The following is an 11,987-nucleotide window of genomic DNA, read 5'->3' as shown; positions in this document are numbered from 1 at the left end:
ATGGCATTTGTACTTACATTTTTTTGTAATGGGGCTAAGCATTACCTTTATTTTTTAAAATTTCACGAAAATTTAATTTTATGCTTAAGAAGATTGTTTTGTTGCTGTTATGTGTGGTATTCTTTGCTTGTAAAGAGACACCTAAGAAACCAAGTTTAAATACAGGTCCTTGGCGTGCGGTTATGGAAGTATCGGAAGGGCATGAATTGCCTTTTACTTTTATGCTGAAGCAGCAAGATAGTTCTTATGTAATGACAATTAGCAATGCTGATGAAAAACTTACCGTAGACGAAATCATGGTAAAAGGAGATAGCATAAGGATACAAATGCCTGTTTTTGAGGGGTACATCAATGCTACTTTTACAGAAAACCATATTGCAGGTAATTTTATAAAAGAAAGTTTAGGACGCTCTGTGCCTTTTGAGGCCAGCTATGGAGAAGCACCTAGATTTTCTGTTCAGCAAGACGCGAAGGCATCTGTATCTGGAATCTGGAAAGCAGAATTTGAGTACGATTTGCCTTCTGCATATATGGCAAAAGGTATTTTTTATCAGTCTGATGATAAGGTTACGGGGACCATTAGAACTACTACTGGAGATTACAGGTATTTAGAGGGTGTTATGGATGGAGATAGTTTAAAGCTTTCCACTTTTGATGGTGCTCATGTATTTTTGTTCTTGGCCAAAGTAGAGGATAATGTGCTTAATGGTAAATTTTACTCTGGCAAACATTATGTAGCAAATTTTAAGGGTAGTAGAGACGAGACTTATGAGCTCCCTGATGCTAACGAACTAACCTTTTTAAAGGAGGGGTATGAGACATTTGATTTCAGTTTCCCAGACGTGGACGGACAAATGGTAAGTCTTTCTGATGACCAATTTAAAGATAAGCCAGTATTGGTGCAGATTATGGGAACTTGGTGTCCTAATTGTCTGGATGAAACAAAGTTTTATGTAGAGTATTTGCAAAATAATCCTGATGCGGATGTAGAAATGGTGGCATTAGCTTTTGAATATGCAAGAACAGAGGAGAAGGCTTTTGAAGGAATAAAGCGGTTAAAAGAACGTGTGGGAGTAGACTACCCAATTTTATTAGCGCAAGTTGGTACATCTGCCAAAGACAAGGCTAATGAAAAATTACCGATGTTAAATCATGTTCTCTCATATCCAACCACTATTTATATAGATAAAAAAGGTGCGGTAAGAAAAATACATACTGGGTTCAATGGCCCTGCAACTGGGGAGAAATATGAAGAATTTAAAAAGGAATTTGATAAAACAATAAAAGAACTACTTAATGAGTAGTTCTTTTATAATGTTAAGCTTGCAGTAAAGTTTAGATAATTGTAGACCTTCCTAGATTAATATTTTCATTATTCATATTAAACTGGTCGTCATTATCTACAATGTGGTTGGCAATAAAATCCCCTATGTGGCTTGTTCCATAGGTACTATTGGCATCTAAATCTTTGGTAACAATACCAAGATTTATGGCTTTATTTACCGCTTCTCTTATGGCCATAGCTTCCTCAAACATTTTAAAATATTCTAATAACATGGCAGCAGCCAAAATAGCGGCTATAGGATTGGCAATATTCTTATCCTTTTGTTCTGGATATGCACCATGTAAAGGATGAAATAGTCCATTATTATCCCCGATAGCTGCAGAGGCTAAAGTATTAGTAATACCACTTATTACGCCACCTTCATCAGCAATAATATCACCAAACATATTCTCAGTTAGTAATACATCAAAAACATTTGGATTACTAACTAATTCCGTGGCTGCATGATCTACAAACATGTATTCCAACTTAACATCTGGATAGCTCTGAGCAATTGTACCAACCACTTTTCGCCATAATTTAGAAGATTCTAAAACATTAGCTTTATCAATAAGAGTAACCTTGTTTTTTCTGTTTTTTGCAGCTTTAAATGCTAAGTGAGCAATTTTACTTATTTCTTTTTCTGTATACTCACAAACATCAGAGGCTTTTGTGCCTTCTGCGTTCATATTTTTTTCTCCAAAATAGATACCCCCTGTGAGTTCTCTATATACAATAAAATCGGTTCCCTTAATAATTTCTGGTTTTAAAGGGGATTTATTTACAAGCGACGGAAAAATTTTAACTGGTCGTAAGTCGGCATATAAATCTAATGCTTTACGGAGTTGTATTAAACCATGTTCCGGTCTTACCTGAGCAACAGGATTGTTGTTAAATTTTGGGTCGCCCACTGTACCAAAGAGTACGGCATCTGCATTTTGGCATATTTCTAAAGTTGTCTTAGGTAATGCACTCCCGTAGGTTTCTATGGCTTGCGCACCTACGATGGCGGGGGTAAATTTAAAATTATGATTGTAAATCTCCTCAATGGCCTCCAAACACTTTACCGCTTGTTGGGTAACTTCTGGTCCTACACCATCTCCGGCTAATAAGGCGATGTCTAAATTCATAAAGCTTTTATTTTAAATGGGGGGATTAAGCTAAACTTGTCATGTCTATGGCGCTAGTTTCCACAATTTCATGGATATCCGCATCCACAATTTCTTTTTTACGGTCTGCGTACTTTAAAAAGTTTTCATAAACCTTGTCTAATTGTACTTTAGTTAATTCATAACCAACGTTTTTTGCGCGGTAGGCCAAGGCAGCTCTACCACTACGAGCGGTAAGTACAATAGAAGATTGGCTAACGCCTACATCTGCGGGGTCAATAATTTCATAGGTTTCTCTATTTTTTATAACGCCATCTTGGTGTATGCCGGAGCTATGTGCAAAAGCATTTGTACCTACAATAGCTTTATTGGGTTGTACAGGCATTCCCATTTTTTGAGACACCATTAAACTAGTGTCATACAGCAACTTACTGTTAATATTAGTATCTAAGTGTAAGTCTGGATGTTGTCTCATAATCATTACTACCTCTTCTAAAGATGTGTTTCCTGCACGTTCTCCAATACCGTTTATAGTACATTCTATCTGGCGAGCACCGTTTATGGCGCCAGCAATAGAATTTGCAGTAGCCAAACCTAAATCGTTATGGCAATGACAGGATAAAATGGCTTTATCTATGTCCTTTACATTTTCTTTAAGGTATTTCATTTTGGCACCGTATTCATCTGGTAAACAGTAGCCTGTAGTATCCGGGATGTTTAGTACGGTTGCTCCGGCTTTAATTACAGCTTCGCATACTCTTGCTAAATATTCATTATCCGTTCTGCCAGCATCTTCTGCATAGAACTCCACATCTTCTACAAAAGTTTTTGCATATTTTACAGCAGCAACAGCTCTTTCTATAATGTCTTCTCGGTTAGATTTGAATTTATGGGTAATGTGGGAATCAGAGGTTCCTATTCCGGTGTGTATTCTAGGTCTTTTGGCAAATTTAAGGGCTTGGGCGGCAACTTCAATATCTTTTTGAACGGAACGGGTTAAACCACAGACCGTTGCATTTTTAACCAATTTGGCAATCTCTTCTACAGATTTAAAATCTCCAGGGCTAGATATGGGAAAACCTGCCTCTATAACATCCACACCCATCTCATCTAAGCGGCTTGCAATGACCAATTTTTGCTCCGTGTCTAATTTACAACCTGGAACTTGTTCGCCATCCCTTAGTGTTGTATCAAAAATATGTACCTTATCTTTACCCATAGTTTACGTAGATTTTATCTAATCCTTACGAATGTATTAATGCTGGGATTAAATAAATATCGTAAGCACTTTCTGTTACAATGTTTATCTAGTAATGGAGTATATTAAGTTATTATAAATCAGTTGTATAGATATAATTTTTTACGATGACAAGCACTGCTAAGGATACCTTGTTTATTTTGATTAAATCCCTTTCTAAGTCAGAGAAAAGGCAGTTTAAATTGTACGTGGGTAGGCTAGGGGTTAATACCGATGCAAAATTCTTAGCACTTTTTAATTTGTTGGATAAGATGAAATCTTATAATGAAAAGCAAATTTTAGAGAGTGGTATTGTTAAAAAAGCGCAGTTATCTAACTTAAAAGCACATTTGTATAAGCAAATATTGATTAGTTTAAGGTTGAATCCTGTTAATCAGAATATTAGAGTGCAAATAAGGGAACAATTAGACTTTGCCACTATTCTTTACCAGAAAGGATTATACAAACAAAGTTTAAAGCTTTTAGATAAAGCAAAAACCATGGCAATAGAGAATGAAGAAAAGAATGTTGCCTATGAGATTGTGGAACTAGAAAAGATAATAGAAACCCAATATATTACCCGCAGCATACCAGATAGAGCAGATGAACTTGCTAGACAAGCCAAGGATTTAAGTAGACAAAATGTAGTAACCAGTAAATTGTCTAATCTTTCTTTACAGTTGTATGGTATGATGCTTAAGGTGGGTTATGTTCGGAATGATAAAGACCTAAAACTAGTAAAGGAATATTTTGAAGCACATTTACCCGAATATAAGATTGAGGATTTAGATTTTAGAGAAAAGCTATGGTTGTACAAGGCGCATTTATGGTATAGTTTTTTAACCCAAGATTTTTTATCAGCTTATAAATACAGCACTAAGTGGGTAGAATTATTTTACTCAAATCATGAAATGATTTATCTAAATCCCGTTTTTTATTTAAAGGGCAATCATTATTTATTAGAATCGCTTTTCTATGTAAAATATAGAAGTCTATTTAAAGAAACTTTACAAAAGTTAGAGGATACAGTTGCCAATAAAAGTTTTCCTAAAAACGATAATGTTACATCTCTAGCCTTTTTGTACATCAACAGTAATAAATTAAATCTTCATTTTTTTGAAGGTACGTTCGAGAGTGGCTTATATCTTGTAAATGTTGTTGAGTATGGTATTAGGAAGCATAAAGATAGAATTGATGAACACCACGTAATGTTGTTGTATTACAAGATTGCGTGCTTGTATTTTGGTGTTGGAGACAATAAAAATTGTATAGCATATTTAAAACGAATCATCAACAATAAAAATCTTAAAATGCGAGAAGATTTAATGTGTTTTGCTAGAGTTTTAAGTCTGGTAGCGCATTATGAGGCGGGTATGGATTATCATTTAGAGGTGCAGTTAAAGAACACCTATAAGTTTTTATTAAAAATGAACGATTTGCATGCTGTACAAAAGGAGATGATAAAATTCTTGCGTAATCTTGGAGAGATATATCCAACAGATTTAAAAGCAGAATTTCAGAAACTATATAATGAGCTTAAGAAATATGAGGACCATCCTTATGAAAAAAGAGCGTTCTTGTATTTAGATATTTTGTCTTGGTTAGAAAGTCATTTACAAAATAGACCCGTTTCAGAAATCATCAGAGAAAAGTCTTTAGCTATCACTCGGTAGGTGGTACATTGGTATTTAACATTTGGGGTAACAAGCTTTGACTAAAACTTTCAAACTCATTATTTGCGGCCATTTTTCTTACTTGCACGGGGTCAAAATTACCTTTAAAATATAGAAAAGAGCCATTTTTATTATCGTTTTTGTACACCAATATTTCTTTAATAACGTCTCGCTTTTCGCGGACAGAAATCACATTGCGTTTTAAATCATCGTTTTTACGGTAAATTTCTATAAAAGAATTGCCCGTAAAACTGTTCATTTGGTTGTTTAAGAATTGAGATTGTGTATCTGTAGCACTAGGGAATTGCATGTATCTTAAATCTTTGGTATCCCCTATAATACTATTCATTTCTGGAGATATACTTCGTACTAGAGAAAACATGAATTGTGGTACTCTAAAGGCAGTAACTTGATTGTCATTTTTGTGCGCTTCGTAAAAATCAGCAATGGAGTTATAGCTACTACAAGAAGCAAGTATCAATAAAAATACAAAGGGGAGAAGCTTTTTCATGTTTCTGAGTTTCTTCTAAAGTAAGACTTTAATAGCAAGAATCCCAAATAGGGTCTTTAGGTGGGTTGGCTACCACAGTAATATGTTCTTTGCTAACAGGATGCGTAAAGGTCAATTTGCGTGCATGTAGATGAATACTACCATTTTTGTTGCTACGGTCCGCCCCGTATTTTAAATCGCCCTTAATAGTACTACCTATAGCTGCTAATTGTGATCGTATTTGATGGTGTCTGCCGGTATGCAAATCTACTTCTAGTAAAAAATAATTATTCAATACTTTAATAGTTTGGTAACTCAATATTGCCTTTTTACTGTCTGCAACTTCTTGAGGGTATGCGTAAGATTTATTTTGTTTTGGATTACGTTTAAGCCAGTGCGTAAGTGTGGCTTCTTTTTTGTCGGGAACCTGTTTAACAACTGCCCAATAGGTTTTTTCTGTCTTACCTTCTGCAAATAGTTTATTTAATCTGGGCAGAGCTTTACTAGTTTTAGAGAAAAGCACAATACCAGAGGTAGGGCGGTCTAATCTGTGTACAACGCCCAAATATACATTGCCTGGTTTGTTGTATTTTTCTTTTAGAAAACCCTTAACTATTTCTGACAAGGGAGTGTCCCCAGTTTTATCACCTTGTACAATATCTCCAGGACGTTTATTTACCACGATTAGGTGATTGTCCTCATACAAGACGTCTAAATTTTTTATGCTAGATTTTTTGATGATGTTTTCTTTTGTTGTTGCATTACGGAGATCAGTAGACAAATAGCGCCAAGGGTCACGGATACATCTGCCATATTAAAAATTCCTGTTCTTAAAAAGCCGATTTTCAAATGAAAGAAATCAGTAACCGAGCCATATAAAAAACGGTCTATTAAGTTGCCTAGGCCTCCACCGATTAAAAAAGCGAAAGCAACTAAATTCCAATTTGGCAAATTTTGCTTTTTAAATATGCGAACTAATAAAATTAACAGCACAACAAGTGGTAAAAAGTTGAGCAATACATTTTTTAGTATGGGAGAAAAATTAGCGCCAAAACCCAGTGCTGCTCCCGTATTTTCTACTTTGGTTAATATAAAATTGTCCTTTACCAAAGGTATGTATGCATTGTCTTCTACCTTTTTGCGCACCAGTTCTTTAGAAATTTGGTCGCATCCAAAATTCACCAAAATCAGAAGTAAGATTACAATCGATTTGGTTCTCAAAACACTTATTTTTAATAGGATTCTTCGTCGTTAGGAAAGTCTTTGCTTTTTACATCTTTCACATAGTTAGAAATGGCGCTTTCCATTTCATCATACAAATTCATGTATCTACGTAAAAACCGTGGATTAAACTCGTGGGTCATTCCTAATAAATCATGCACCACCAATACTTGGCCATCAACACCGCCACCAGCACCGATTCCTATTACAGGTATAGAGACACTTTCTGCCACCTCTTGTGCTAGTTTTGCTGGTATTTTTTCTAAAACCAAAGCAAAACAGCCTAATTCTTCTAGGAGCTTGGCATCACTTTTTAGCTTTTCTGCCTCTTCCTCTTCTTTAGCACGAACGGTATAGGTGCCAAATTTGTAAATAGATTGTGGGGTTAATCCTAAATGTCCCATAACAGGTATGCCAGCTTCCAAAATTCTACTGATAGAAACTTGTATTTCCGAGCCACCTTCTACTTTAACAGCGTGTCCGCCACTTTCCTTCATTATTCGGATGGCAGAACGTAAGGCTTCTTTAGAATCTCCTTGGTAGCTGCCAAAAGGTATATCTACAACTACTAATGCTCTAGTCGCTGCACGCACAACAGAAGTAGCGTGGTAAATCATTTGGTCTAATGTAATAGGTAGCGTGGTTTCGTGACCAGCCATGACGTTACTAGCAGAATCGCCTACCAAAATCACATCTACATTAGCAGCGTCTACAATTTTCGCCATAGAATAATCGTAGGCCGTGAGCATGGAGATTTTTTCTCCATTTTGCTTCATTTCTACCAAGGATTTCACGGTAACCCTTTTATATCGTTTTTTAGCTACAGACATTATATTGTACTTTGATGCCTAAATGTAAGCAGTTTTGTTTAATTTGATTGCAGGAACTGTAATTGAACCTTATGAAAATTGTCGTTTTAGTTATTCTTTATTTGTTTACCAATGCTTTAGGTTTTTCTCAATCTCCAGAAGAACAAGTAAAAAAAGCAATTACTATTTTTTTTAAAGGTTTTCATGCAAAAGATTCTCTAATGATGAAACAAGTGGTGGCAGACCATGTAGTGGTGCAAACTACAAGTGTAACCCAAGAAGGGAAAACGCTATTTAAGACAGAAGACATACACACCCTTTATAAAAATATTGTGTCAATACCAGCTAAGGTGGAGTTTAAAGAAGAATTAACTAACTTTTCTATACAGGTAGACCGTACCATGGCGAATGCATGGATAGATTATACATTTTTTTTAAATAAAGAATTTAGTCATTGTGGCGTCAATTCTTTTCAGCTCATAAACTTTGATGGAAATTGGAAGATTATTTACCTCATAGATACGCGCGGTAAAGAAGGTTGTGAAAACTAGCAATCACTCAAATTTACTCCTACAGCCAAACCACCTTCAGAGGTTTCTTTGTACTTGCTGCTCATGTCTTTGGCAGTTTCCCACATGGTATTCACTACCTTATCTAACGGAACTTTAGCGGAAGTTGGGTCACTATCTAATGCCAGTTCCGAAGCGTTTATGGCTTTAATAGCACCCATGGTATTACGCTCTATGCATGGTACTTGTACCAAACCACCAATAGGATCGCATGTAAGTCCTAAATGATGTTCCATCGCAATTTCTGCGGCCATGAGAACTTGTTCCGGAGATCCCCCCATAAGTTCTGTTAATCCTGCAGCTGCCATTGCAGAAGAAACGCCAATTTCTGCTTGGCAACCACCCATAGCAGCAGAAATGGTAGCTCCTTTTTTAAAGACACTACCAATTTCCCCAGCTACTAACAGAAATTTTTTAATGTCGTCAAAATTACCGTCGTGGTTTTCTATGACTAAATAATACATTAAAACAGCAGGGATTACACCTGCGCTACCATTGGTAGGTGCAGTAACAACTCTACCTAAGGAAGCGTTTACCTCATTAACTGCCAAGGCAAAACAGCTCACCCATTTTATAATTTGTCTAAACTTAACTTCTGTGTCTCTTATGGCTTCTATCCATTCTTGCGGTGACTTATAGGGTTTGTCGCCAATAAGCTTTTGATTCATGTCAAAAGCACGTCTCTTTACCTGTAAACCTCCAGGCAAGATGCCTTGTGTATGGCAACCAAGAAACATGCTCTCCAGCATAGTGTTCCATATATGCTGTAATTGCAAATCTATTTCTGCATCTGTCCGCAGTGCGCGTTCGTTCTCTAAAACCAGTTCAGAAATAGACCATTGATTGCTTTTACAATACTGTAAAATTGCTTCTCCATTTTCTATGGGGTAGGGGAATACGCTTGTAGCTAAGGCAGTGTTGGGCAATAAATCTATCTTTTCTTGTGCCACAAAACCGCCACCGATGGAGTAATAGGTTTCTGTTACTTTGGTGTTATTTTCTAGGGTAGCTTCAAAAGTGATTCCATTTGCATGAAACGGTAAAAATTCTTTTAGAAACTTAATGTTCTCTGTAAAGGAAAAATCAATTTCATGTTTAGCATCCAAACAGATTTTACCAGTCTTTTTTACTGTATTTATAATAGGGTCAATAGTATCACAATCTATAAATACTGGGTCTTTACCCAATAAGCCTAAAACTGCTGCTATATCTGTGGCATGTCCTTTACCTGTTAACGATAGTGAGCCATAAAGCAATACATTTACTTGAATCACTTTTTCCAGGTTTTGTTCTTTTTTTAATACTGCCAAAAACTGTTCTGCTGCGCGCCAAGGTCCAAGCGTATGAGAACTAGAGGGACCTACGCCAATTTTAAGCATATCAAAAACACTAATGCATTCCATGATTCAGATTATTAGATAATCAAATATAAGTTAAATACACCCTAAGTTATTAGGAATAATTTTAAGAATCTTTATGGTTAATATCATATTGATAATTTCTTTTCTTGTCTAAAGAAATTAAGTTGACAAAAAATTGACGCTATACTGACACCTTGTCATAGGCTTAAGGCATGGCATAATCATTGACATTTATGCAGTGTAAAATGAATAGAAAAAAAATAAAATAATAAGCATGAGTAAAATAATAGGTATCGATTTGGGTACGACCAACTCTTGTGTTTCCGTAATGGAGGGTAACGAGCCTGTGGTTATACCTAATGCAGAAGGTAAAAGGACAACTCCGTCTGTAATTGCATTTGTAGAAGGAGGAGAGATAAAAGTGGGGGACCCTGCAAAAAGACAAGCAGTGACTAACCCAAATAAAACCATTTATTCCATAAAAAGATTTATGGGAAATAAGTTCTCTGAAAGTCAAAAAGAGGCCAACAGAGTACCTTATAATGTTGTAAAAGGAGATAACGATACACCAAGAGTGGATATTGATGGTCGTTTGTATACCCCACAAGAATTGTCTGCCATGATTCTTCAAAAAATGAAGAAAACTGCAGAAGATTATTTAGGGCAGGATGTAACTAGAGCTGTAATTACTGTACCAGCTTACTTTAACGATTCTCAAAGACAAGCTACTAAAGAAGCTGGTGAAATTGCAGGTCTTAAAGTAGAGCGTATTATTAATGAGCCAACAGCAGCCTCTTTGGCTTATGGTTTGGATAAAAAAGATTCTGACCAGAAAATTGTAGTATTTGATTTTGGTGGTGGTACACATGATGTTTCTATCCTTGAGTTAGGAGATGGCGTTTTTGAAGTATTAGCAACAGATGGCGATACGCATTTAGGAGGTGATGATGTTGACCAGAAAATAATCGATTGGTTGGCAGAAGAGTTTAAGGCAGATGAGTCAATGGATTTGCGTGAGGATGCTATGGCATTGCAAAGACTACGTGAAGCTGCTGAAAAAGCGAAGATTGAGTTGTCTTCTTCTGCACAGACAGAGATTAACTTGCCTTACGTAACAGCGACTGCTTCTGGACCAAAGCACTTAGTGAGAACACTGAGTCGCGCTAAGTTTGAACAACTTATAGATGATTTAGTAAAGAGAACAATTGCTCCTTGTGAGTCTGCATTAAAATCTGCGGGTTTATCTAAGAGTGATATTGATGAAATTATCTTAGTTGGTGGTTCTACGAGAATCCCTGCAGTACAAGAAGCTGTTGAGAAATTCTTTGGTAAAAAGCCAAGCAAAGGGGTTAATCCGGATGAGGTAGTTGCTGTAGGTGCTGCAATCCAGGGTGGTGTATTAACAGGAGATGTCAAGGATGTATTGTTGTTAGATGTAACGCCACTTTCTTTAGGTATTGAAACTATGGGTGGTGTAGCTACTAAATTGATTGAAGCTAATACAACAATTCCAACAAAGAAGTCTCAAGTATTTTCTACGGCGGCAGATAACCAGCCTTCTGTAGAAATACACGTTCTACAAGGAGAAAGACCAATGGCTGCGGATAACAAGACCATCGGTAGGTTCCATTTAGATGGTATTCCACCTGCGCCAAGAGGTACGCCTCAAATTGAAGTAACTTTTGATATTGATGCCAACGGTATCATTAAAGTATCTGCAACAGATAAAGCTACAAATAAGTCTCAAGATATTAGAATTGAAGCGTCTTCAGGATTGACGGAAGAGGAAATTCAGAAAATGAAAGCAGAAGCAGAAGCTAATGCAGAGGCAGACAAAAAAGCTAAAGAAACAGCAGATAAGTTAAATGAAGCTGATGGTATGATTTTCCAAACAGAAAAGCAATTGAGCGAGTTTGGAGATAAACTTTCTGATGATAAGAAAAAGCCAATAGAGGAGGCTTTGGAAGAATTAAAGAAGGCTTATGAAACCAAAGACCTAGCAGTTATTTCTCCAGCATTAGAGAAAATTAACGAAGCTTGGAAAGTAGCATCAGAAGAGATGTATAAAGCGCAAGCAGAGGCTGGCCAAGCTGGTGGTGACCCAACTGCAAATGCAGGTGGTGCGGCAGGAGCAAACGGACAAGCGTCTGAAGGTGATAACGTGGAAGACGTAGATTTTGAAGAAGTGAAATAA

11 protein-coding genes are annotated in these 11,987 nt (G+C 36.4%); 4 read left to right on the top strand and 7 right to left on the bottom strand.

Features of this window, described 5'->3' with window-relative positions:
* Nucleotides 1-80 precede the first annotated feature (80 nt).
* Entirely contained in the window at nucleotides 81-1,304 is a 1,224-nt protein-coding gene (locus HCO57_RS04400; protein WP_167988010.1) for a peroxiredoxin family protein, read from the top strand.
* Between the two features lie 31 nt (nucleotides 1,305-1,335).
* Here the strand turns inward: HCO57_RS04400 and leuB are convergent, their stop codons facing one another.
* Together leuB and HCO57_RS04390 are read right to left on the bottom strand one after the other, a co-directional pair.
* On the bottom strand, nucleotides 1,336-2,454 hold the full coding sequence (leuB, locus tag HCO57_RS04395) for a 3-isopropylmalate dehydrogenase (protein ID WP_167988009.1): 1,119 nt from the start codon (nucleotides 2,452-2,454) through the stop codon (nucleotides 1,336-1,338).
* Nucleotides 2,455-2,479: 25 nt separating this feature from the next.
* Nucleotides 2,480-3,652 (bottom strand): 2-isopropylmalate synthase, encoded by a 1,173-nt coding sequence (locus HCO57_RS04390; protein ID WP_167988008.1) that lies wholly within the window; start codon nucleotides 3,650-3,652, stop codon nucleotides 2,480-2,482.
* Nucleotides 3,653-3,798: 146 nt separating this feature from the next.
* Here HCO57_RS04390 and HCO57_RS04385 point away from each other — a divergent pair, with 146 nt between their 5' ends.
* Nucleotides 3,799-5,343, top strand: coding sequence for a hypothetical protein (locus HCO57_RS04385; protein WP_136949730.1), 1,545 nt, complete (start codon nucleotides 3,799-3,801; stop codon nucleotides 5,341-5,343).
* Here the strand turns inward: HCO57_RS04385 and HCO57_RS04380 are convergent.
* From HCO57_RS04380 to panB, 4 genes are read right to left on the bottom strand one after another with little or no spacing between them, the layout of a single operon-like run.
* A complete protein-coding gene (locus HCO57_RS04380) occupies nucleotides 5,333-5,854 on the bottom strand; it encodes a DUF4252 domain-containing protein (protein ID WP_167988007.1) in 522 nt (173 codons plus the stop codon). The genes HCO57_RS04385 and HCO57_RS04380 overlap by 11 nt on opposite strands.
* Nucleotides 5,855-5,882: 28 nt before the next feature.
* Entirely contained in the window at nucleotides 5,883-6,614 is a 732-nt protein-coding gene (locus tag HCO57_RS04375) for a pseudouridine synthase family protein (protein ID WP_209065970.1), read from the bottom strand.
* Nucleotides 6,554-7,054 carry a signal peptidase II gene (gene lspA / locus HCO57_RS04370; protein WP_167988006.1) on the bottom strand — a complete coding sequence of 167 codons (501 nt, stop codon included), beginning with the start codon at nucleotides 7,052-7,054 and terminating at the stop codon, nucleotides 6,554-6,556. Before lspA ends, HCO57_RS04375 begins: the two co-directional genes overlap by 61 nt.
* An 11-nt stretch (nucleotides 7,055-7,065) precedes the next feature.
* Entirely contained in the window at nucleotides 7,066-7,884 is an 819-nt protein-coding gene (gene panB / locus HCO57_RS04365; RefSeq protein WP_136949733.1) for a 3-methyl-2-oxobutanoate hydroxymethyltransferase, read from the bottom strand.
* A 71-nt stretch (nucleotides 7,885-7,955) separates the two neighbouring features.
* Here panB and HCO57_RS04360 point away from each other — a divergent pair, with 71 nt between their 5' ends.
* A complete protein-coding gene (locus HCO57_RS04360; RefSeq protein WP_167988005.1) occupies nucleotides 7,956-8,414 on the top strand; it encodes a nuclear transport factor 2 family protein in 459 nt (152 codons plus the stop codon).
* Here the strand turns inward: HCO57_RS04360 and HCO57_RS04355 are convergent.
* Entirely contained in the window at nucleotides 8,411-9,835 is a 1,425-nt protein-coding gene (locus tag HCO57_RS04355) for an L-serine ammonia-lyase (protein WP_167988004.1), read from the bottom strand. The two genes, HCO57_RS04360 and HCO57_RS04355, sit on opposite strands and share 4 nt — an antisense overlap.
* Before the next feature lie 232 nt (nucleotides 9,836-10,067).
* On the opposite strand from HCO57_RS04355, the gene dnaK reads away from it, so the two are divergent.
* Nucleotides 10,068-11,987: a molecular chaperone DnaK gene (gene dnaK, locus HCO57_RS04350; RefSeq protein WP_136949736.1), complete on the top strand. Its 1,920-nt coding sequence runs from the start codon at nucleotides 10,068-10,070 to the stop codon at nucleotides 11,985-11,987.

The organism is Croceivirga sp. JEA036 (genome assembly GCF_011882165.1).
Classification (GTDB): domain Bacteria; phylum Bacteroidota; class Bacteroidia; order Flavobacteriales; family Flavobacteriaceae; genus Croceivirga.
Note: the sequence above shows the minus strand (reverse complement) of the source record. Positions and strands in the feature narration are given on the sequence as shown.

Bases quoted from the DNA above. Each gene is read 5' to 3' on its own strand.
- leuB (WP_167988009.1), bottom strand. From the start codon at position 2,454: ATGAATTTAGACATCGCCTTATTAGCCGGAGATGGTGTAGGACCAGAA.
- HCO57_RS04400 (WP_167988010.1), top strand. From the start codon at position 81: ATGCTTAAGAAGATTGTTTTGTTGCTGTTATGTGTGGTATTCTTTGCT.
- HCO57_RS04360 (WP_167988005.1), top strand. From the start codon at position 7,956: ATGAAAATTGTCGTTTTAGTTATTCTTTATTTGTTTACCAATGCTTTA.
- dnaK (WP_136949736.1), top strand. From the start codon at position 10,068: ATGAGTAAAATAATAGGTATCGATTTGGGTACGACCAACTCTTGTGTT.
- panB (WP_136949733.1), bottom strand. From the start codon at position 7,884: ATGTCTGTAGCTAAAAAACGATATAAAAGGGTTACCGTGAAATCCTTG.
- HCO57_RS04390 (WP_167988008.1), bottom strand. From the start codon at position 3,652: ATGGGTAAAGATAAGGTACATATTTTTGATACAACACTAAGGGATGGC.
- HCO57_RS04380 (WP_167988007.1), bottom strand. From the start codon at position 5,854: ATGAAAAAGCTTCTCCCCTTTGTATTTTTATTGATACTTGCTTCTTGT.
- HCO57_RS04355 (WP_167988004.1), bottom strand. From the start codon at position 9,835: ATGGAATGCATTAGTGTTTTTGATATGCTTAAAATTGGCGTAGGTCCC.
- HCO57_RS04385 (WP_136949730.1), top strand. From the start codon at position 3,799: ATGACAAGCACTGCTAAGGATACCTTGTTTATTTTGATTAAATCCCTT.